Origin of the sequence: Actinoallomurus oryzae (assembly GCF_039541955.1) — a bacterium.
Taxonomy (GTDB): Bacteria; Actinomycetota; Actinomycetes; order Streptosporangiales; family Streptosporangiaceae; genus Actinoallomurus; species Actinoallomurus oryzae.
Window position 1 is genome coordinate 613,054 of the sequence record NZ_BAABHF010000009.1, and the last position, 20,509, is coordinate 633,562.

The window sequence follows — 20,509 nt, forward strand, 5'->3', positions numbered from 1 at the left end:
CATGAAGGAGCTGACGGATCATGGCGACCGCACTCGGACTCGGCCTCCCGCAGAACCATCAGTACGACCTCGGCAGCGACGTGACCGACGTCGCACGCGCCGCCGAGCGGATCGGATACGAGAGTCTTTGGGCCTACGAACGGGCCCTGTTCCCGGAGCCCGCGACCCAGGGCCTGTACGGCGTTCCCGGCATGCCCTGGCCCGATTCCTACCGCGGGGTGGCCGAGCCGCTGGTGACACTGGCCCTCGCCGCGGCGGTCACCGAACACGCCCGGCTGGGCACCAGCGTGCTGGTGGCACCACTGCACGGACCGTTCCAGCTGGCCAAGACGCTGGCCACGCTGGACGCGGCGAGCGGCGGCCGGGTGATCGCCGGCTTCGGCACGGGCTGGTCCCTCGATGAGTACGCGGCCGCGGGCGTCCGGCCCTTCGAGGAGCGCGGCCAGGTGATGGACGAGGTCATCGAGGTCTGCCGGGCGGTGTGGGGCCCGGACCCGGTGACCTACGACGGCGGGACGACCCGGATCGCCCCGGCCGTGGTCGGACCCAAACCCGCCCGGCCGATCCCGATCCTCCTGGCCGCCGGCGGCAGGCGAGCACAGCGCCGGCTCATCGACCACGCCGACGGCTGGCTGCCCGTCGCCACCAGCGTCGAGCAGGCCACCACCCAGTGGCGCGAACTACGAGAACTGGCGGCCGAGCGCGGGCGCACCACGCCGATCCAGACGGTGCTGCGGACCAACCCGCAGTACACGCGCAAGCCCTACGAGGGCGATGACCGCGCCCCCTTCCAGGGAAACGCCGAGCAGATCGTCGAGGACCTGGCCGCGTTCGCCGCGATCGGCTTCGAGGAAATCATCGTCGACTTCCAGCCGAGCGCACGCGACGCCGAGGAGCTCAAGGACGTCGCCGCCGAGGTGTACGAGAAGGCGCGCGCGGCCGGCGTGTGAGCGGGTGGCCGGGGCCGACCGCCCGAATTGTCGCCAGACGCACTCTGTGACCGGTACGCGACAAGGCGTGCGAGGAACTTCGGCGGACCGTGCAACCGAAGCACCCGCTGATGCGTAGAGGACAGGCGCAGAGCTTGACCCGTACCTCCATCCCGAGGAGACAACTGTGCGCTTGATGCCCCTCCCCGCAAGCGTCGCGATCGCCGGAGCGGTCGCCGCAGCGATCGCCGTCCCGGCCGCACTCGCGGCGACGGCCTCGGCCAGCCCGGCCACCGGCACCGCCTCCGCCTTCGGCGTGTCCGCCACCGGCCTGGTCAACATCCCGCAGACCCCGGCGGTCACCTCGTCGGCGGGGGCGCACCACAAGAGCCTCGCTCAGCTGCCCCCGAACCCGCTGGTGAAGCTCAAGGTGCTGCACACCTCCGCCGCCGGGGCGGCCTCACGCGCGAGTGTGGTCGACCTCAGGGTGGTCAAGGCCGCGCTGTCGGCCCACCTGATCACGGCCAAGTGCGTCGGCGGCAAGGGCTCGTCGCACCTGGTCAAGGCCTCGGTCGCCGGCCACCGTCTCGCCGCGGACGCGGCGCCGAACAGCACGGTCACGGTGCCGGTCCAGGGCGTCGGATCGGTCTCGGTGGTGCTCAACAAACAGGTCCACAATGCGGACGGCAGCCTGACCGTCACAGCGGTGGAGGTGAAGCTGGCGCTCGCGACCGGCAAGGCCCAGAGGATCGACATCTCCTCCGCCACCTGCTCCGCCGGTCAGACCACGCCGCCGCAGCAGCCGACGCCGACACCGACGCAGAGCACCCCGCCCGGTCAGGCGCCGGTGCCCACGCCGGTGCCGAGCGACCTCCCCGTCACCGGCTGACCTCCTCCGCGGCCAGGCGCCGGACCCTGAGCGTGTTGTCGGTACGGGTCGCCGGCTTTCCGTCGGGTGCGGTCTGGATCCGCTCGTGTTCCGCGCAGACCTGCACCTCCCACTGCCCTTCCGGGAGGCGCAGGTCCGCCAGGACGTCCTGCGGGGTCGGCAGCCGGACGTGGGCGTGATCGTGTTCCCACGGCGGGAGACCCCCGTGGCCGACGATGAGCAGCACCCCGCCGCGTACGACGGCCGAGGCCGCGGTCCGCAGGATCTCCTCCCGCGGCATGTCGCCGGGGGAGTGCAGGAAGTGCGCGGACACGAGGTCGAACTCCCCGGCCGGGAACGACTTCGCGAGGTCGTGCCACTGGAAGTCGATCCGCTCGGCGACGCCCGCCTCGACCGCGTGCCGGGCCGCGCGTTCGAGGGCGACGCGCGAGATGTCGACGGCGGTCACGTGCCATCCGCGCCGGGCGAGCCAGACGGCGTCGCCGCCCTCACCGCATCCCAGGTCCAGCACCCGTCCCGGCGGCAGGTCGGAGACCTCACGGACCAGCACGTCGTTCGGTTTCCCGCTCCAGAGCCGCTCGCTCTCCCGGTACCGGGCGTCCCACTCTTCCGCGCTCATCGCCGTCCCTCCCTGCGGGCCTCGACGGCCCGGCGCGTCTCCTCCGCCACCAGGTCCGCGTTGATCATCGCACCGGCCCGTACGCCCGCGGCGGCCGCGCCGATGACCTGGTCGGCCAGGCCGGTCACGTTGCCGGCCACCCATACTCCCGGGACCGCCGTCGCTCCGGTCGGGTCCGCCGGGATGGAGGTGCCGATGACGTGGCCGCCCATCTCCTGCTCGGCCGGCTCCAGCCCGAGACCGGTGAGCACACCGGCCCGGGCGGTCATGAGGGGCGGGACGGTGAGCGCGTCGCAGGCGACCACCCGCCCGTCCTCCAGCCGGACGCCGGTGAGCCGGTCGTCCTCCACCTCCACCGCCGTCACCCGGCCGTCGACCACGGTGACGTCGCGGGCGGCCAGTTCCTCGTTGTCCGCGAGCCCGTCGACGCCGTTCGCGAAGAGGGTCACGTTCTTGCTCCACTGCCGCCACAGCAACGCCTGATGAACCGCGACCGGTGAGGTGGCCAGGACGCCGATCGCCCGGTCGCGCACCTCCCAGCCGTGGCAGTACGGGCAGTGGAGCACGTCGCGGCCCCAGCGTGCGGCCAGTCCGGGGACGTCGGGCAGGTCGTCGACCAGGCCCGTCGCGACGAGCAGGCGGTCCGCCGTGACGACGGAGCCGTCCGCGAGGGTGACGCGGAAGCCGCCGGTGTCGCGGCGCTCGGCCGACACGACCTCACCCGATCGGATCTCACCGCCGTACCCCTCGACCTCGCGCCGGCCGTCGGCCAGGAGGACCTCCGGCGGCGTTCCCTCCCGCCCCAGGTAGACGTGCACCTGGTCCGCGGGGGCGTTCCGCGGACGACCCGCGTCGATGACCAGGACCCTGCGCCGCGCCCGTGCCAGGGCCAGTGCCCCGCCCAGACCGGCCGCCCCACCGCCGATCACGACCACTTCGTATGTCTGTTGCGTCATGCCGATGATGGTGCGCCCCCGTCGCCCCACACGACAAACATCTTTGCTGATTCAGCAAAGTGCCTGTGTTCGTCTCGGACACCACGCCGTCCTTCGCGGTGGGCGAGCGCTACCGCTTCACCGCGCCCCGTACGGACGACGGCTGGCGGGCACGTACGCCGGCCGAAGCGCCGGGCGACGAGGAGTGGGGAGATCTGACGGCGGAACCACCTGAGGTCGACTACACCGGGGTCGTCGCGGGCGGCCTGCCCGCGATGTGGGCGGTACGCAGGTCGACGAGGCGACGATGACGTACCGCTGGCTGCTCGACGAGGGATTCCGCGCCGGCCACGTCGCCTTCGCCGGCGACTCGGCCGGCGGTGGGCTGGTGATCACTACGCAGCTGCGGGCCCGAGCAGGGGCTGCCTCTCCCGGCCGCGGCGCTGCCGTTCTCGCCCTGGGTTGGCATGGAGGCCGTCGGAGAGTCCTACGAGACCAACCGGGAGCGCGACGCCTTCTTCAGGCGGGACCTCGTACGCGCGCTGGCGGATGACTTTCTGGGCGCGGACGGTGACCCCCGCGACCCGCTGGCCAACCCGCTGTACGCCGACCTGTCCGGCCTCGCGCCGACCTACATCCAGGTGGGAGGGGACGAAGCGCTGCTGGACGACGCGCGCCGGCTGGAAGAGCACGCCCGCAAGGCCGGAGTCGACGTCCGGCTCGACGTCTTCCCCGGCATGCAGCACACCTTCCAGATGGCCGCCGGCCGGGCCCGGAGGCCGACGAGGCGATCCGGAGAATGGCCGCCTGGGTACGGCCCAGACTCGGCCTTCGGGATGTCGCGTGATCGACCAGGGGGCGGCGGTGACGAAGGCGCTCGACGCCGGTGAGTTCGGCCGCCTCACTGAGCCGTTCCGACGCGAGTTGCTGGCGCACTGCTACCGGATGCTCGGTTCGGCGGATGAGGCCGAGGACCTGGTGCAAGAGACCTACCTCCGGGCATGGCGGTCGAACGGGACGTTCGAGGGCCGATCGTCGCTGCGGGTCCGGCTGTACCGCATCGCCACCGATGCCTGCCTGACCGCGCTGCGGCAGCGCGGTCGGCGGGCGTTGCCGTCCGGCCTCGCCGGCCCCGCCGCCGATCCGGACGCCCCGCCGGACCCCGCCGATCCCGAGGTCGCGTGGCTACAGTTCCCTGAGTCAAGCTGGTGGCGCGGTCGTCAATGGTTTCTGCTGTTCAGGTGCCACATTGAGGAGCCCGGGTTATTCGGTGGCAAGGTGACCCGGACCGCAGCGTAGCGAGGACCGGAAGCGCCGCGGCAGCTCTTCCTTGGCTGTCGCTGGGGGTCAGCCGGCCAGGTCTTCTGCTGGCATGAGTCCTTCGATGAAGGTGCGGAAGTCGGCGGCGAGGCGCAGTTCAGCGTCCAGGTCGGTGTCGAACCAGGTGACGCTTGGTTCCGGCTGGGTGCGGTAGTCCAGGGCGATCCAGTAGTGGCCGTCGCCGGAGAGCAGCACGAGTCGGGGTGGCAGGTCCCATTCGGTGGTCAGGTAGGGGCTGTCGAGGAGGGTCGTTGAGTGTCCGTTGTGGCCGATGCCGTGCAGGTCGGTGAAGGGGACGTGATCGAGGCTCCAGGAGGTGGGTTGTTGGGTGGGGAAGGCATTCCATGCGTCGGAGACGGGGCCGCCGTTGCGCAGGCGTAGCAGTTCCAGCAACTCGGGCGGCAGATTCACCGAGAGGAGTTCTTCGGCCTGGTGGATCAGGGCGTCGGTCAACGGCGGTTGAACCCCGTACGTACCCGAGTCCCAGAAGGAGGCTTTGACGTGCTCGAACTTCGCCATGGCCGGAAGCCTATGTTTCAGCGGACGCGGGTCGGTGACGGGAGTGGTGAATGGCGGGATCGTAAGGTGTGCCGTCCCGGAAACAAGCGTGCATGATCCGGAGCCAGCCCCGGCCGAGGATGCGAACGGTCTGGGGATGGCGTTTGCCTCGGTCACGAGCGCGTCGGTAGAGGTCAGCGGCCCACGGGTCGTCATGACGGCTGTTGTCGGCGAACGTGTGCAGGGCCTTGCGAGCAGCCCGGTTGGCGGCATGCCGGAAGCCAACGGAGTGGACCTTGCCGCTGGCCCGGGTGACCGAGGCCATGCCGACCTCGGCCGCGAGCTGCTCAGCGGTCAGGCCACGTTCCAGCATGGGCCCGATTTCTCCGATGATCTGCGCCAGGTTCACCGTCCCGACTCGCGGTGGTGCCTGGAACAGCTCGGCATAGGGGTGGGCGTCCAAGACCTGTTTGGTGGTCGACTCCAGGGATTTGATGGCCTCGACGATCGCACGGACCTGCCCGACCTGGGTGTTCACCATGACGGTGACGATCTCGGGGCTGACCCTGCTGGCGGCCCTAGGCGCGGTCCGCAGCCGTTCGAGGAGCTCGGCCCCGGTCTTGCCGCCGGTGTAGGCATGACGGCGCAAGAAGGCATCCATCTTGGCCGGCGTGAGTTTCGCGGCGGCTTGCGGGGTCGGGAAACGTTCCAAGAACGCGAGCGAGATCCCTGCCTCGATGTTCTTGAACAGCCGGGTCGCTCCCGGCCAGTGCGCTTCCAGCAAGGCCCGCAGCTGGTTCGTCAAGCTGGTGCGGGTTGCGACCAAATCGCTGCGCTGCCGAGACAGCGCCTGGAGCTCCAGCGTGGTCGTCTCGGTCGGCGCCAGCGACCGCAAGAGATGACCATCGGTGCGCAGCAAGTCGGCCAGCATGAAGCTGTCGGCGCTATCGCTCTTCGCGCGGGACGCTCCCCACCGGGGCCGCATCGCGTTGAACATCCCTGGGTGGATCGGCACGATCGGATGTCCGGCCGCCAGCAGCCGATCGACCACCAGGCCCTTGCTCGTCTCGATCGCGACCCGCAGATCACCAGCGTCGCCGTAGTCCGCCAAACGCCGCAGCGTGCTGGTGAGCCCAGCCTCGGTGTGTGGGAGCGTCCACCGAGCCGCCTTGCCGCCCGTAGCGTCCAGCACTGTCACCGAGTGGGTCCGGCTACCCCAGTCCCAACCGACCGTGTGTTGCAATTCGCGTCCTTCCAGAGGGAAGAGAACCACACCCCTCTGTCGCAGAGAGGACGCCTGCCGGAAGCTCGTTACTGCGGCCCTCGTGGGGCGATTCCCTGATGCCAGTCCGGACGCCCTCGTCCCGGCGGGGCCGGCAACACTGTCGCAAGCCGTCAAGCGGCTGACCGATCGCAGGCTGTGCACCCACCGGGCCGAGAGGTGACGGCCCGCAAAGGACCGCCAGAACAGGATCGCCTAACGAGCCGATCGCGGACGCACTCGTGATCCCGCAGCCGGAGGATCCCGCGACGATCGTCGCCACGCGCGAGAGCCTGCGGCTCGCGCTCATCGCCGGCCTGCAGTATCTGCCCGCACGGCAACGTGCGGTGTTCATCCTGCGGGAGGTGCTCGCCTTCCCGGCCGCCGAGGTCGCGGCCATGCTCGACACGACCACCGCGGCGGTCAAGAGTTCGTTGCAGCGGGCCCGTGCCCGGCTCGACGATGTGTCCCCCAGCCGGGAGAAGCTCATCGAGCCCACCGAGCCGTACGCGCGGGCACTGCTCGACCAGTACGTCGCCGGCTTCGAGAAGGCCGACGTCGCGGCACTCGAACGCGCTCTCCGCGCCGACGCCGCGATAGAGCTGGTCGGCACCCGCACCTGGTTCTCCGGGCGCTCGGCCTGCCTGCGGTTCCTGCACGACGTGATCGGGTCGCCGGGAGACTGGCGGATGACCCCCACTTTCGCCAACGGGCAGCCGGCCGCGGCCGCCTACCGCGACGGCGCCGCGTACGGACTGGGCGTCCTCACCGTGACCAGGACGGGCATCGCCCGCATCCTCGTCTTCGGCGGCGGCGCCGGCCTGGTCGCCGGGTTCGGCCTCCCGCCCGAGATGAGTGGGTGACCGGTCATCCGGGCGGGTGGGGCCTCCGCGCCGGTGGCCCGGTCAGGGCTTGCGGCCGACGGCGGCGTACTGGTCCACGTCGTGCGTGACGCCGAGGTTGACCTCGCCCGGGCGCCAGCGCGTCGTCGTGACGGCTCCCGGCTCCAGCAGGTCGAGGCCGTCGAGGAAGCTCTCGATCTCCTCGGGGCTGCGCGGGGTGAGCGGAGGCCTGCCGACCTTGTTCCACTGCCGCGCGCCCTCGTCCATCGTCTCGCTGTGCACGGCGTGGGCGAGCGCCAGGTGACTGCCCGAGGGCACCGCGTCCACCAGCCGGCGTACGATCTTCCGCGCCTCGTCGGTGTCGTCGATGTGGTGCAGGATCGCGATCAGCATGATCGCGATCGGCCGGTCGAAGTCGAGGACCTTCGCCGCCTCGCGCAGGATCGTGTCGGGGTCGTGCAGGTCGGCCTCGACGTAGTGGGTGACGCCGGCCTCCGTGCTGGTGAGCAGCGCCTCGGCGTGCACCAGCACCAGCGGGTCGTTGTCGACGTAGACGATGCGCGACTCCGGGGCGATCCCCTGGGCGACCTCGTGGGTGTTGTTGAAGGTGGGCAACCCGGTGCCGATGTCGATGAACTGCCTGACCCCGGCCTCGGCGGTCAGGTGGCGGACGGCGCGCACGAGCAACGCGCGCGAGGCGCGAGCGAGTTCGAGGACGGGCGGATTGACCTTGGCGATGCGCTCGCCGGCCTGGCGGTCGGAGGCGAAGTTGTCCTTGCCGCCGAGGAAGTAGTTCCAGACGCGGGCGGTGTGCGGCACGCCGGTGTCGAGCGCCCAGTGTGGCTGCGGTTCGGGAACAGCCGGCTTGTCTTTCACGGTGACCCCTCCGCTCTGCGCACCCGATCGTGTTCCCCGAGCGTAACCCGCATAATCCCGCCAGATCGACACGTTCGGGATGTGTTGCCGCTTCTTCGCACACATGACATCGAACCACCGCCACCGGCGGCGAAATGGCAACCTCGGACGGGGCGACACGAGAGGATCGACGATGACTTCGGTGAAGGCCGTCCTGTTCGACCTGGACGGGACGCTGATCGACCACGACACCGCCGCCGAGGTCGCACTCGTCGAAACTCTCCGGGCCACCCCCGGCGTACGGCGCGCCGACCACGAGCACGTACGGCGGTGGAGACACCTCGAAGAACTGGCGATGGATCGCTACCTGGCCGGAGAGCTCACCTTCACCGAACAGCGGCGCCTGCGGGTCACCTCCCTCGCCGCCGAACTCGGCCTGGGCTCCTGGGACGCCCGACAGGCCGACGCCTGGTTCGCCGGCTACCTGCGCCGCTACGAGGCGGCCTGGCGGGTCTACCCCGACGTCCGCCCGGCGCTCGAAGCGCTCGCCACACGCGGTCGCCGTCTGCGCCTGGGAGTCCTGACCAACGGCGACGCCGGCCAGCAGCGCGGGAAACTCCGCCACGTCGGGCTCGCGGACGAACTCCCGGACGTCATCGCCTCCAGCGAGGCCGGTGCCGCGAAACCCAGCGCGAAAATCTTCCACACGGCCTGCACCCGGCTCCGCCTCGCGCCGGACGAGGTCGCCTACGTCGGGGACCGGCTCCGTACCGACGCCATCGCCGCCACCGACGCCGGGCTGCACGGCATCTGGCTGAACCGCGGCGACGACACCGGGCCGGCGCGTCCACCGGCCATCCGGACCCTCCGCGACCTGCCCGCCCTCCTGACTGCGATCGATCGGTGAGCGCCATGGACGACGGGGATCGGGCCCTGGTCCTGGACGAGAAGACGGGGAACGCCCTGACCGCGTTCCTTCCCGCCTCGCAGGTCTCCGGCGTGCCCGGCGACGCGCCGATGCCCGCCTCGCTGGTCGCGGTCTGGCACGGCCCGCGGCTGCTGCTGGTCTTCGACCGCTTCCGTCACCAGTGGGAACTCCCGGGCGGCGGGATCGAACCCGGGGAGACCCCGCTGCAGGCGGCCGTACGGGAACTGCGCGAGGAGAGCGGCCTGCACCTGCCCGCTCTCACTCTGGCCGGGTACGCGCGCTTCCGGCTCACCGCTCCACCGCGCGACGAATACGCCGCCGTCCACACCGGCCACGTCGGCAGCCGCCCTCAGGACTTCTTCATCCCCAACCAGGAGATCAGCGCCGTCTGCTGGTGGGATACGACCCGTCCTCCTCCCGGCGGCACCCAGATCATCGATGCGGCCGTCGCGCTGCACACGCGCCCCGAACAGACTCGATGAGTCGCCCGCCGTGGCGTCCGCTACGCGTATCGGCGTAGTCCGGATGCCGCTCCTCGGCCGACGCCAGGCGGCCCGCCGTGCCGAATGATGGCCGGGCACAGCGACATGCCGATGCCTGAGGAGGTGCCGTGCGGGACGTGCTCGCCGGTGTTCGGAGCCGTGGCCGTCGTATCGAGCGTTTCTGTTACGGCCTCGGTGCGGTGCTCGTCTGCGCGGGACTGTTCCACCTGGCCGTCTTCGCGGTCGACGGCGGTCCCTGGTACGGCCCGGTGTCCTGGCGGAAGCCGGCCACCTTCGGGCTGTCGTTCGGCCTGACGCTGGTCGCGGTCGCGTGGGTGGCCTCGTACCTGCCGATCGGCGAACGTGGGCGCGCGCTGCTGCTGGGCGTCTTCGCGGCCGACTGCGTCGTGGAGGTCGGCGGCATCACGCTGCAGGCGTGGCGGCATGTGCCCTCCCACCTGAACCGGGAGACCGCCTTCAACTCCGCGGTCTCCACTGTGCTCGCGGCCGGGGGCGCGGTGCTCGTCGTGGTCCTGGGCGTCCTGGCCGTGACCGCCTTTCGGGCGAATCCCGGGATCCCGGCCGGCATGCGGCTCGGCCTGCGGGCCGGGTTCGTGAGCCTGCTGATCGGCCTGGCCACCGGCGCCGCGATGATCGCTCGCGGGGCGGCCGAGGTCGGTGCCGGCCACCAGCAGCAGGCCTATCATGACCTCGGTTTCCTCAAGCCCGTCCACGGCGTGAGCCTGCACGGGGTCCTGGTCCTGCCCGCGCTGGCCTGGCTGTCGTCCCGTACCGCCTGGGACGAAACCCGCCGTACCCGGGTCGTCGCCATCGCCGTCGCCGGGTACGGCCTGGCCATCGCCGCCGCCCTGGCCTACTCCCTGCTCCGCTGAGAGCCATGAGGATCACCGGGTCTCTGGCCGGCGACGTCGCCCTGGCGGCCGTGCTGGCCTTCACCGGGGTCGTCGGCAGCGCGTTCGCCGGGGCGCCGGACCGGGCGGCGGTGCCGATCGACGCGCTGGGGTACACGCTGGTGGTGGCGGTGGCCCTGGTGCTCGCCGTACGCCGCAGGTGGCCGCTGCCGGTGCTGGCCGCCGTTGCGGCAGGCACCTCGGCGTACCTGGCGTGCGGGTACTCCTACGGGCCGATCCTGGTGTGCTTCATGCTCTCGGTGTACAGCGCGGCCAGGCATGCGGCGCCGGCGAGGTCCGCGCGGTACTCGCTGGCCGCGCTCGCCCTCCTGGTCATCCACCTGTTCGTCGGCGACACCACGCTCGGCCTGTACGGGCTGATCCCCGTGTCCGCCTGGGTCGTCGTCCCGTTCGCCCTGGGGTTCACGCTGCGGACGCGGTGGGAGGCGGCCGTACGGGCGCGCGCCGAGACGATCCGGCAGCACGTCGACGAGGAGAGGTTCCGGGTCGCCCAGGAGGTGCACGACATCGTCGGGCACGGGCTCGCCGCGATCAAGATGCAGGCCGACATCGCGCTGCACCTGCTCGCCAAGAAGCCCGACCAGGCGGAACTGGCGCTGTCGGCCATCAGCCGTACCAGCAGCGACGCCCTCGACGAGCTCCGCGCGACGCTCGCGGTGGTCCGCCGGACGCGGACCGCCGCGGAAAGGTCGCCGGTACCGGGGCTGGGCGGGCTCGACGGGCTCCGGCAGCGGATGGCGGAGGCCGGTGTCCACGTGGGTCTCGACACCATGGGGGAACCCCCGGCCGCCCTCCCGGTCGCGATCGACGTGACCGGATACCGGATCGTCCAGGAGTCGTTGACCAACGTGCTGCGGCACAGCGGAGCCACGACGGCGAGCGTGAGCATCCGGTACCGGCCCGAGAGCGTCGTCATCGTGGTCGCCAATCCCGTGTCCGGGACGCCGGCCGGTGCCGCCGGTGTGGGCGGGTTCGGGATCTCCGGCATGCGCGAACGCGTCCTCGCCCTCGGCGGGGAGTTCACCGCCGGGCCGGCCCCGCACGGTCGTTTCGAGGTCCGCGCCCGTCTTCCGTACGGAGGCCGAACATGATCGAAGTACTCGTCGTCGACGACCAGGAGCTCGTCCGCCTCGGGCTGCGCACCCTGATCGAGAACGAGGACGGGATGTCCTGTGCCGGGGAGGCCGCCGACGGGCTGGCCGCCGTCGCCGCCGCCCGGCGGGAGCGGCCCGACGTCGTCCTGATGGACATCCGCATGCCCGGCGTCGACGGGCTCACCGCCACCCGGCGGATCAGCGCCGATCCCTCTCTCGCGGGCACCAAGGTCATCGTCCTCACCACGTTCGAACACGACCAGTACGTCTTCGACGCCCTGCGGCACGGCGCCAGCGGCTTCCTGCTCAAGGACACCAAGCCGGCCGACCTCCTGGCCGCCATCCGCGCGGTCGTCGACGGCGGCGCGCTCATGTCGCCCTCGGTGACGCGCAAGGTCATTCGCGCCTTCGTGGCGAACGCGCCCCGCCCGGCCCGGCCGCATCCCGCCCTGGACACGCTGACCGACCGGGAGCGGGAGATCCTCGCCCTGGTCGCCGAGGGTCTGAGCAACGAGGAGATCGCCGCGCGACTGGTGATCAGCCCGGCGACGGCGCGTACGCACGTCAGCCGCGCGATGGTGAAGCTCGGCGCCCGCGACCGGGCGCAGCTGGTCGTCTTCGCCTACCAGTCCGGCCTGGGCGACTGACCGCTTCCGTACGCCGATCTGCGTAGAGCCGTTGCCGCTCCACGGCGGACGTGCGCTCGGTCGTCCGCGGCGACGATCGCGGAATGACTCGGACCTCCATAGCCCAGGTGGCCGGCGTGGTCTTCGGGCGCCGCCGGGAGCGTGTGAACGTGGAGACGTCAGCGCCTCGTCGCGACACTTCCGCGGGTCGCCCTTCCGCCGGCCGGCCGGGCAAGGCCCGGTGGCGGTGGGCGCGCCGCCTCCTCGTCGCCGTTGCGGCGTTCGCCGTCACCGCGACGCTGTTCTCGCTCATCTACAACGCCGCGACCGCCGGCCGGGCCCGCGAACCGGCGGGCCTGCGGTTCGTCACCGCCGACGGCATCCGCACCCGGTACCGGCAGTGGGGCGGCGGTGACGGGCCGCCCGTCGTCCTGGTCCACGGCTTCGCCGAGTCGGCGGACACCTTCGATCCACTCGGCCGGGCGCTCGCCGGACGTCGCCGGGTGTACGCGCTCGACCTGACCGGCTGGGGCTACAGCCGGCGCGAGGGCCCGTACGACGCCGACCACCAGGCCGCGCAGGTGCTGGGCTTCCTCGACGCGCTGCGCCTGGACCACGTCACGCTCGTCGGGCACTCCACCGGCGCGGCCGTGGTCGCCGCTGCGACGCTGCGGTCACCGGACCGTATCTCGCGGCTGGTGTTCCTCGACGGGGACGGGCTGAACACCGGCGCCGGCGCGGGCGCCACCGGACTCCAGACCGCGCTTCCGCCCCCGTACCGCACGACGTTGCTCCGGCTCGCCGTCCGCTCGGACTGGCTGATCCGCCGGATCTATGAGTCGAACTGCGGCCCGGGCTGCCCCCGCCTCGACCGCGCGGGCGTGGACCAGTGGCGCCGCCCCTTGCAGGTCGCGGGCGCGGAGGACGGAATCTGGCACATGACGAGCATCGTCGGCCTGCCCGCCACGCGCGTGGCGGCGCTCGCCGGAGTCCCGATCTCCAAGGCGGTGGTCTTCGGCTCCGCCGACGACGTGTTCGCCAGGTCCTCGCCGTACGAGACGGCGAAGCGGATCGGCGCCCCTGCACCGGTGCTCATCCCGGGCGCCCGCCACCTGTCCTTCATCTCCAACCCCGGCCAGGTCGCCTCGGCGATCACCGGAGGTGGCGGGTGAGCCGCAACCGACGGCGATCACGGTCCAGGTCGACGATGGCCACCTCGATGCGTTCCCCCACCTCAAGGGTCTCGCCGGGAGCCAGTTCGTCGCGGTGCACCAGGCCCTCGACGCCGTCGGCGACGCCGACGAAGGCTCCGAACGGCACGAGCATGGTCACCGTTCCCGAGAGCACCTGCCCCTCGTGCGCTTCGTCCGCGAACTCCTGGAAGGGATCGGGTTCACACGCACGAAGGGAGAGCCTTGCCTCTCCGTTCGGGGTGTCGAAGTAGAGAAAGGATCCGGTGACCCGCTGCCCTACCTCGACGACTTCGGAGAGGTCATCGAAGTGTCGCCACGACAGTTCGGGGGTCGTGACGAAACCGACTCCCGGGTAGACCGGGTGCGGTGGACCATCGTCCAGCGTGACGAACACGCCGAACCGCTGCACATCCGCCACCACGCCGCTGAGCATCTCGCCGGGACGAAGTGACTTCAGGAAGGCCCAGAGCTCCGGGTTCTCGGTCGCGGCCAGCGACAGGCCGACCCCCCGCTCCCGGTCCACATCGATCACCTCGGCGGTGATCCGCTCGCCGACTCGCACGGCCTCATACGGCGGGCGACGCCAGGAGACGTACAGGGGGCCGACGGTCGCCGGTACCGGCCCGAGTCGCCCGTCGAGCCTCACCACGATCCCGTACGGCCGCCGTACCTCTGCGACCGTCCCCGAGACGACATCACCGATCCGCAGGGTCTCCAAGATCTCGGCCATGCCCTGCTCGCCCGGCGCCCCGTCCACGCCTGTCACCTTGCCATGGCCGCGTGGTGCACGAGCGGCTCACCGTCGATCGGCGCTCCCGTCAGGTAATCCGGACAAGCACCCCGGCGCGTCCTGATAGGGGCAACGGCAGCGTTGCCGGGAATCGGAGGAAGTCACCGTGATGACGATGGCCGGTCGATGCGCGGCCGGTGCCGCCGCTCTGGCGCTGGTGGTGTCGCTGGCGGGGTGCCGGGCGAACGCGAACAAGCCCTCGGCCGCGAGCGGCACCCCCCGTACGGCGGCGGAGGCGTTGGACCAGGCGGTGAAGCGGCTCGGCTCGGTGACGTCCTACCAGGCGTCGGTCTCCCTCTCCACCTTCGTGGGCAAGGAGAGGAGACGCCTGGCCGGCGAGGTGACGAGCCGGTCGAAGGACCAGGCCCTGGAGTACGACGTCCCCTTCACCAACACCGGGTGGGAGGGCGACCCGGGCTCCAGCGAGATCCTGCTCGGGGACAAGCTGTACATCAAGAATCTGAAGCTGCTCGAGTTCATCCACAAGCCGTGGATCGGCCTCTCGCTCAGCGCGCTGAAGCCGGCCGACACCGACGTCATGGCTCTCGTCGCCCAGGTCCGCCAGCCGGACCCGCTGCTGCACGCCAGGATGTTCACCGCCTCAAAGGACGTGCACACGGTCGGCCGGGAGAAGACGGCCGGGACGCCCACCACCCGCTACCAGGGCACGTTCGCCCTCAGCGAGGCGCTGACCAAGCTGAGCCCCGCCGAACGCACCGAGGCGCAGCTGATCTACGGGCCGTTCGGCACCACCCCGTACTTCGAGGTCTGGATCGACGACCAGCGGCTGATCCGCAAGATCAACCTGGTCAACCGGCGCGGCACGAAGCGGCGGCTGAACACCACCGTCAACTACTCCACCTTCGACACCCCGGTCACGATCACGCCACCGGCTCCGAAGGACGTGAAGAACCTCAACCACCCCAAGGGGATCCCGGTCTGAACCGGACCGGCGCACGAACGTGTCACGCCCCTCGTACGGAGGTACGTTCGGCCTGTGACGCGCTACTTGCAGGCCGTGGGCTGGCTGGCGCTGCTCGTCTTCCTGCTTCCGGCGCTCGGGTACGTACTGGTGCTGCTCGTCTCCCGCCCGCGACCGCCGGTGGCCTTCGGCTCCTGGTACGGGGTCTTCGTCCTGGCGTGGTTCCTGGTCGCGCTCCCGGTCATGGCGCTGCTGTGGGTGATACCGGCGCTGCCGCGCGCCGCCGTCGCCGCCGTGGTCGTCTATCTGGGCCTGCTGGTGGTGCCGTTGGCGTCCGGGATGGCGCGGTACCCCCTGCACATCATCCGCTGCGGCCACCTGCCGCTGGTGGGTACGACCTTCGCCGCCGGCTACACGTACACGACCTCCGCCAGCCCGGCGTACGCGGTGACACCTCTCGACGACCGTTTCTTCTGCTCCCGCGAGGAGGCCTCGTCCGCGGGCTTCCGCGAATCACGAACCTGACGCCCGCCAACGCGTACCGCCAAGGTCGCTCATAGATCGCCGAACAGCACACGTTCACGTGCGTGTTCGACCGCGACCAGCAAGGCGCCGCGTACCACCGGCCGGTCCGGGACGGTGCTCGCCTCCACCCGAGGCCGGGCCAGGCACATGTCGGCGACGGCGCGCTGAACACGTCCCGCCAGCTCGTCGCCTCCGGCGGAAGCGACGTGGCTGCCCAGTACGACGAGCTCAGGGTCGAGAACGGTACAGATGGAGGCGACCCCCAAGGCGATCCGCCGGGCCAACTCGTCGAGAAAGGCCGCCCCCGTCGTACTCCTGACGGCGGTCGCCACGCTCTGCGCGGCGTTCTCGGTCGCGATCCGGTGCCGCGCGGCGAGTTCCTGCACGGCCTGCGAGCCCACCAGGGCCTGGAAGGCGGCGGCCGTCTCATAGCGGCTGCGGTCAAAGCCGCCGTTGCTCACGGCCGAGCCCGGAACGGGCATCGCCCCGAGTTCACCGGCCGCGCCCGCGGTCCCGCGCAACAACTGGTCGCCCACCATGACGGCCGATCCAGGCCCGCGTCCGATCCAGACCAGCACGAAATTTCGAACGTCGCTCGCGGCTCCCAGCGCACGCTCGGCCATCGCGGCGAGGTTGACGTCGTTGTCGATCCGGACGGCCAGCCCCAGCCGTCGGCGGATGGCTTCGATGACGTCTCCGCCCCAGGCGGGCATTTCGTAGCAAAAATGAACACGGCTTGTATCAGGCTCAATGACGGCGGGAAGGGCGATCACGCACACCTGCACCTGCGCCCTGTCGATCTGTGCGGCCTCGGTGAGGTGTTCCACGATCGCGTGTACCGCTTCGGCCGGGTCCGCGGCGGTATCGGTCAGGGCCGTCGTCTCCGCCAGCACTCGCCCGGTGATGTCGGCGAGAACGGCGGTCGTCGTGTCGGGGTAGACCTCAATCGCGATCACATGGCCGCACGAGGGGTTGAGGCCGTAAAGGGCGGCGCCGGGCCCGCGCCCGCTCTCTCGTACGCCGACCTTGACGACCAGGCCACGCTCCTCCAGGCGGGACAGGACATGGCCGGCCGTCACCTTCGACAGCCCGGTCGTCTCGCTCACCTGCGCACGAGTCGACGCTCCCGACGAAGCCAGCAGCTCCAGCGCGGCGCGATCGTTCAGCGTGCGCAGCAGACGCGGGCGCCCGGGATTCGCGGTCATGCGATCAATCATGACCCACAAGGCGTCCACGGGCGAGGCCGAACGCAGTTGGTCAGACGGTTCCGTGTCCGTTGCCGTTGTAGGGCGCGCCGGTCGAGAGGCCTCCACCGCTCCAGACCTCGAAGCCGTCCACCAGCACCCGGTACCAGACCTTGCCCGGAGGGAAGCGGTAGGAGAGACGCCAGGTGCTCTTCTTCGGCAAAGGTGGAATGGACACGTCCTTCCGCCACGGCAGCTTCACGTGTCCGAGCGTCGTCGTCCGGCCGTTCACCTCGTACCTCAGCGAGGTCACCGTGACGTTCCCGGTGAGGTTGAACTCCAAGGTACGAGGGCCGGCCACGGTCGGGGTCGCCGCGGTCGGGGATGCCGTGGCGGTCGGCGTGAGTGCGACGGCCGGCTTGGAACCTGTTCCGTACCAGGCCGTGGCGGACGTGCCCACGCCGATGGCGAGCGCGCCGCCGAACGCGGCCGACAGCACGACGCGACGACCGCGCCACCACCGTCGCGGGCCGTCGGCCGGCCGGTCCGGCGTGGTCGGTGGGTTCTCCGCTTCGCGCTCGCGCGCGACGATGGCGGACGCGACCGCGGACGGCAGCCAGGCACCGGCCGACCGGCCGTCCTCGGTCGCCGAGGCGGTGATCTCGGCCAGCCGCTCGGCCGTGGGGCGGCGGGACGGGGATCGGTCCATGCAGGATTCGAGCAACTCGCGCAGGGCTTCGTCGGCGATCCCGTCGAGCCGCGGCGATCCGTGCTCGATGCGCGCCATCTTCTCGTCCGGTGAGCCCTCGCCGAATGCCTCGGCGCCGGTGCAGGCGTACACCAGCATGGCCCCGAACGAGAAGATGTCGCCGGCCGGCCCGACCGAGCCGCCGGCCACCTGTTCGGGCGACATGAAGCCGGGTGAACCGACGCGGATCCCGGGGCTCGTGAGCGGTACGGCGTCCGCCAGGTGAGCGATGCCGAAATCGATCACTCGTGGGCCGTCGGCGGTCAGCAGCACGTTCGAGGGCTTCAGATCCCGGTGGACGACGCCGGCGCGGTGGATCGAGACCAGCGCCTCCGCCACGCCCGCTGCCAGCGTCCACACCGAGGCGACCGGAAGCGGGCCGAACTCGTGTACCGCCTCGCTCACCGGCAGGGCCGGAAGGAACTCGGTCACCAGGTACGGGATGCCGGCATCGGCGTCAGCGTCGATCACCTGCGCGGTGAACCCGCCGCCGACCTTCCGTGCGGCCGCCACCTCGCGTCCGAACCGCCGGCGGAACTCCCGGTCCTTGGCGAACTCGGCGTGCACCCTTTTGATCGTCACGCTCCGCCCGCCGGTGGACCGGCCGAAGTAGACGACGCCCATGCCGCCGGAGCCGATGCGCGCCAGCACCCGGTACCGCCGGTCCCCGGTTCCGATCCACCGCGGATCCGCCGGATCAAGGGTGCGCACGGGTGCCTCCACTGTGGCTCGGCGTGTTCGACGGCGGGCCCAGGGCCTCGACGTAGCCGTCCTTGGTGCCGATGAACGCCAGCCCGGCGACGCCGACCGGCGCGGAGGTCAGCGTCAGGTCCGCGCCGTGGCTCCACAGCACGCGGCCGTCGGCGGGGTTCACCGCGTACGCGTGCCGGTCGGTGCATCCGACGTACAGCGTGCCGCCGTAGAGGCCGAGCGTGTTCACCCGGTCGTACGACGCCCCCTCGCCGTGGCCGAACCGCCGCCACCAGACCAGTTCGCCGGTCGCGGCCCGGAGTGCGAGGACGATGCCGTCCGGCCGGCCTACGTACAGGTTTCCGCGCCACAAGGGCAGATGCCCGTTCTGCAAGGGGAACTCATACCCGGAGTCCGGCCGCTTCCAGACGAGCGTCCCGTCGCGGGCACGCAACGTGTGAAGCGTCATGTGACGATCCCAGACGAAGACCATGCCATAGCCGATCATCGGGCTGAATCCATGATCCATGTCGTAGGTCCAGCGCACTCGCCCGGAGCGTGCGGACAAGCCGACGAAGGTCTTCTTGCTCGCCGCGGCCACGATGCCCGCTCCGGCGGACAGGCCGTACTGGGAATTCACACCCGCGGTCCAGAGCAGTCGCCTGTCGTGTGCGTCGATCGCGGTCAGCCGCGTCACGCCGTAGCAGACCGCCGACTCGGTGACGACCACCGTCGAGGGGAATTCGGCGCCGGATCTGCTGAGCGGATGCGACCACAGGGTCGCCCCGGACGAACCACGCAGCGCGAGCAGCCGGTTCTCGTCGGCCGGGACCTGGTAGACGACGTCGCCGAAGGCCATGGGATTGCCATACGTGTCGCGCTTCCACAGCGTCCGTCCGGTGTGCGGATCGAGCGCGCGGAGAACACCGATGGGCGCGTATTCCTTCGCCAGGACGACCCCGTCGCTGACGATCAGATTCGGGTAGTAGTCGCTCACCTTGCGCCGCCAGCGCAGCGCGACCGGCGGCGAGGGGCGAGGCGGTACGCGCGAACTCCGCACTGGCCGCCGGCCGGAGCCCTCGTCACGGGGCGGCGGCAGAACACCGTCCGCGGTCAGCGCGACCACGCCGAGGGCGCCCATGCCGCCGAGCAGCATCCGGCGGCTCGGCCTCCGGGGCCGTGCCGCGTCTCGCCCGCCGTCGACGGGCGCCGCCTCCGGCGTCTGCACGGTCGCGGCGTCATTCGCCGCGTGCCGTGACGGGGCGACGGGGAACTCCGGTAGCCCGCGGGCTTCGGCCGTACGGCGGTCGATGGCCTCCGCGACCGGTGCCGGCAGCCATCGGGTGCCCTGCAGCGACGGAACGCCGTCGTCCAGGGCGCCGAGCCGCTTCACCACCTGGGCGGCCGAGGGCCGCCGGCCCGGCTTCTTCTGGTGACAGCCCGCTATCAGATCGAGCAGCCAGGGCTCGGAGATGCCGCCGAGATCCGCCCGGATGTTCCGCACCCGGTACAACTTGGAGTGCACCGAACCGGATCCGAACGGCTCCCGGCCGGTCGCGGCGTACGCCAGCACGGTGCCGAGGGCGAACAGATCGCTTTCCGGCCCGACCCTGCCGCCGGAGGCCTGTTCCGGCGACATGTATCCGGGAGTGCCGACCGGGACACCGGCGCGGGTCATGGTGCCGGCGTCGTCCGGCCGGGCGATCCCGAAGTCGATCACGCGGGGTCCGCCCGCGGTGAGGAGGACGTTCTCCGGCTTCAGATCGCGGTGTACGACGCCCGCGCGGTGGATGGCGGTGAGGGCCTCGGCCAGCCCGGCGGCCAGAGCGCGCACCGCGTCCGGCGGGAGCCCGCCGAACCAGTGGACCGCCTCTCGCAGCGACAGTCCCGGAAGGTACTCGGTGGCCAGCCACGGCGGCTCGTTCTTCGGGTTCGATTCGTCTTCGAGCACCCGGGCGATGAATGCTCCCGTCACCTTGCGGGCGGCGTGAACCTCGCGCCGGAATCGCTCGCGGTATTCGAAATCATCGGTGAAGTCCGCTCGGATCACCTTGACCGCGACCTTCTGACCGCTCCGCGACCGCGCCAGATAGACGACGCCCATCCCGCCCTCGCCCAGCCGGGCCAGCACCCGATACGGGCCCACCCGAGCCGGGTCGCCCGGCTGCCGTGGCTCCACCGTCCTCCCCTCCCACGGCCTGGGTCACGCGACCGATCCGCGCCGTATTCTGCCGCGCGGCAGACCAT

At 71.2% G+C, this 20,509-nt stretch carries 21 protein-coding genes and 2 pseudogenes; 14 read left to right on the forward strand and 9 right to left on the reverse strand.

What is annotated here, in order from left to right; genetic code table 11:
- Window positions 1–20: 20 nt before the first annotated feature.
- Both ABEA10_RS04685 and ABEA10_RS04690 read left to right on the forward strand, forming a co-directional pair.
- The gene (locus ABEA10_RS04685; protein ID WP_345457928.1) at window positions 21–950 is read left to right on the forward strand and encodes an LLM class F420-dependent oxidoreductase; all 930 of its coding nucleotides are present in this window, start codon (window positions 21–23) and stop codon (window positions 948–950) included.
- Between the two features lie 175 nt (window positions 951–1,125).
- Complete coding sequence (locus ABEA10_RS04690) at window positions 1,126–1,818, forward strand: choice-of-anchor P family protein (RefSeq protein ID WP_345457931.1); 693 nt, start codon at window positions 1,126–1,128, stop codon at window positions 1,816–1,818.
- On the opposite strand, the gene ABEA10_RS04695 is transcribed toward ABEA10_RS04690, so the two are convergent.
- Window positions 1,808–2,437, reverse strand: coding sequence for an SAM-dependent methyltransferase (locus ABEA10_RS04695; RefSeq protein ID WP_345457934.1), 630 nt, complete (start codon window positions 2,435–2,437; stop codon window positions 1,808–1,810). The two genes, ABEA10_RS04690 and ABEA10_RS04695, sit on opposite strands and share 11 nt — an antisense overlap.
- Window positions 2,434–3,393 (reverse strand): NAD(P)/FAD-dependent oxidoreductase, encoded by a 960-nt coding sequence (locus ABEA10_RS04700; RefSeq protein ID WP_345457937.1) that lies wholly within the window; start codon window positions 3,391–3,393, stop codon window positions 2,434–2,436. Before ABEA10_RS04700 ends, ABEA10_RS04695 begins: the two co-directional genes overlap by 4 nt.
- A gap of 65 nt (window positions 3,394–3,458) precedes the next feature.
- Here ABEA10_RS04700 and ABEA10_RS04705 point away from each other — a divergent pair, with 65 nt between their 5' ends.
- From ABEA10_RS04705 to ABEA10_RS04715, 3 genes and pseudogenes are all read left to right on the forward strand, one after another.
- Window positions 3,459–3,683, forward strand: coding sequence for a hypothetical protein (locus ABEA10_RS04705; RefSeq protein WP_345457940.1), 225 nt, complete (start codon window positions 3,459–3,461; stop codon window positions 3,681–3,683).
- Window positions 3,680–4,262 (forward strand): annotated as a pseudogene (locus ABEA10_RS04710) (alpha/beta hydrolase fold domain-containing protein). The gene ABEA10_RS04705 and the pseudogene ABEA10_RS04710 overlap by 4 nt, the downstream one beginning before the upstream one ends.
- Window positions 4,237–4,563: pseudogene (locus tag ABEA10_RS04715) on the forward strand (sigma factor); the annotation flags it as partial. The pseudogenes ABEA10_RS04710 and ABEA10_RS04715, both read left to right, overlap by 26 nt.
- Before the next feature lie 156 nt (window positions 4,564–4,719).
- On the opposite strand, the gene ABEA10_RS04720 reads toward ABEA10_RS04715, so the two are convergent.
- Window positions 4,720–5,211 carry an SMI1/KNR4 family protein gene (locus ABEA10_RS04720; RefSeq protein WP_345457943.1) on the reverse strand — a complete coding sequence of 164 codons (492 nt, stop codon included), beginning with the start codon at window positions 5,209–5,211 and terminating at the stop codon, window positions 4,720–4,722.
- Window positions 5,212–5,221: 10 nt separating this feature from the next.
- On the reverse strand, window positions 5,222–6,616 hold the full coding sequence (locus tag ABEA10_RS04725) for an IS110 family RNA-guided transposase (protein ID WP_425550859.1): 1,395 nt from the start codon (window positions 6,614–6,616) through the stop codon (window positions 5,222–5,224).
- Between the two features lie 77 nt (window positions 6,617–6,693).
- Here ABEA10_RS04725 and ABEA10_RS04730 point away from each other — a divergent pair, with 77 nt between their 5' ends.
- On the forward strand, window positions 6,694–7,314 hold the full coding sequence (locus ABEA10_RS04730) for a sigma factor-like helix-turn-helix DNA-binding protein (RefSeq protein ID WP_345457948.1): 621 nt from the start codon (window positions 6,694–6,696) through the stop codon (window positions 7,312–7,314).
- Between the two features lie 42 nt (window positions 7,315–7,356).
- Here ABEA10_RS04730 and ABEA10_RS04735 read toward each other — a convergent pair whose 3' ends face one another.
- Window positions 7,357–8,169 (reverse strand): SAM-dependent methyltransferase, encoded by an 813-nt coding sequence (locus ABEA10_RS04735; protein ID WP_345457951.1) that lies wholly within the window; start codon window positions 8,167–8,169, stop codon window positions 7,357–7,359.
- Window positions 8,170–8,341: 172 nt separating this feature from the next.
- On the opposite strand from ABEA10_RS04735, the gene ABEA10_RS04740 reads away from it, so the two are divergent.
- The 6 genes from ABEA10_RS04740 to ABEA10_RS04765 all read left to right on the forward strand — a co-directional run bounded on the left by ABEA10_RS04740 (window position 8,342) and on the right by ABEA10_RS04765 (window position 13,382).
- The gene (locus ABEA10_RS04740) at window positions 8,342–9,055 is read left to right on the forward strand and encodes an HAD family hydrolase (protein WP_345457954.1); all 714 of its coding nucleotides are present in this window, start codon (window positions 8,342–8,344) and stop codon (window positions 9,053–9,055) included.
- Between the two features lie 5 nt (window positions 9,056–9,060).
- Complete coding sequence (locus ABEA10_RS04745) at window positions 9,061–9,558, forward strand: NUDIX hydrolase (RefSeq protein WP_345457957.1); 498 nt, start codon at window positions 9,061–9,063, stop codon at window positions 9,556–9,558.
- Between the two features lie 128 nt (window positions 9,559–9,686).
- Window positions 9,687–10,451 (forward strand): hypothetical protein, encoded by a 765-nt coding sequence (locus ABEA10_RS04750; protein ID WP_345457960.1) that lies wholly within the window; start codon window positions 9,687–9,689, stop codon window positions 10,449–10,451.
- A gap of 5 nt (window positions 10,452–10,456) precedes the next feature.
- Window positions 10,457–11,581, forward strand: a complete 1,125-nt coding sequence (locus ABEA10_RS04755) for a sensor histidine kinase (protein ID WP_345457963.1) — start codon at window positions 10,457–10,459, stop codon at window positions 11,579–11,581.
- Window positions 11,578–12,231, forward strand: a complete 654-nt coding sequence (locus ABEA10_RS04760) for a response regulator (RefSeq protein WP_345457966.1) — start codon at window positions 11,578–11,580, stop codon at window positions 12,229–12,231. Before ABEA10_RS04755 ends, ABEA10_RS04760 begins: the two co-directional genes overlap by 4 nt.
- An 83-nt stretch (window positions 12,232–12,314) precedes the next feature.
- Window positions 12,315–13,382: an alpha/beta fold hydrolase gene (locus ABEA10_RS04765; protein WP_345457969.1), complete on the forward strand. Its 1,068-nt coding sequence runs from the start codon at window positions 12,315–12,317 to the stop codon at window positions 13,380–13,382.
- Here the strand turns inward: ABEA10_RS04765 and ABEA10_RS04770 are convergent.
- Complete coding sequence (locus ABEA10_RS04770) at window positions 13,363–14,160, reverse strand: S1 RNA-binding domain-containing protein (protein WP_345457972.1); 798 nt, start codon at window positions 14,158–14,160, stop codon at window positions 13,363–13,365. The genes ABEA10_RS04765 and ABEA10_RS04770 overlap by 20 nt on opposite strands.
- A gap of 148 nt (window positions 14,161–14,308) precedes the next feature.
- On the opposite strand from ABEA10_RS04770, the gene ABEA10_RS04775 reads away from it, so the two are divergent.
- Together ABEA10_RS04775 and ABEA10_RS04780 are read left to right on the forward strand one after the other, a co-directional pair.
- The gene (locus ABEA10_RS04775) at window positions 14,309–15,136 is read left to right on the forward strand and encodes an SCO4651 family lipoprotein (protein WP_345457975.1); all 828 of its coding nucleotides are present in this window, start codon (window positions 14,309–14,311) and stop codon (window positions 15,134–15,136) included.
- A gap of 54 nt (window positions 15,137–15,190) precedes the next feature.
- Complete coding sequence (locus ABEA10_RS04780; RefSeq protein ID WP_345457978.1) at window positions 15,191–15,640, forward strand: hypothetical protein; 450 nt, start codon at window positions 15,191–15,193, stop codon at window positions 15,638–15,640.
- A gap of 29 nt (window positions 15,641–15,669) precedes the next feature.
- On the opposite strand, the gene ABEA10_RS04785 is transcribed toward ABEA10_RS04780, so the two are convergent.
- The 3 genes from ABEA10_RS04785 to ABEA10_RS04795 are packed head-to-tail and all read right to left on the reverse strand — an operon-like array spanning window position 15,670 to window position 20,441.
- The gene (locus ABEA10_RS04785; RefSeq protein WP_345457981.1) at window positions 15,670–16,875 is read right to left on the reverse strand and encodes an ROK family transcriptional regulator; all 1,206 of its coding nucleotides are present in this window, start codon (window positions 16,873–16,875) and stop codon (window positions 15,670–15,672) included.
- A gap of 22 nt (window positions 16,876–16,897) precedes the next feature.
- Window positions 16,898–18,283 (reverse strand): serine/threonine-protein kinase, encoded by a 1,386-nt coding sequence (locus tag ABEA10_RS04790; RefSeq protein ID WP_345457984.1) that lies wholly within the window; start codon window positions 18,281–18,283, stop codon window positions 16,898–16,900.
- Window positions 18,270–20,441 (reverse strand): protein kinase domain-containing protein, encoded by a 2,172-nt coding sequence (locus tag ABEA10_RS04795; protein ID WP_345457987.1) that lies wholly within the window; start codon window positions 20,439–20,441, stop codon window positions 18,270–18,272. Before ABEA10_RS04795 ends, ABEA10_RS04790 begins: the two co-directional genes overlap by 14 nt.
- Window positions 20,442–20,509 lie beyond the last annotated feature (68 nt).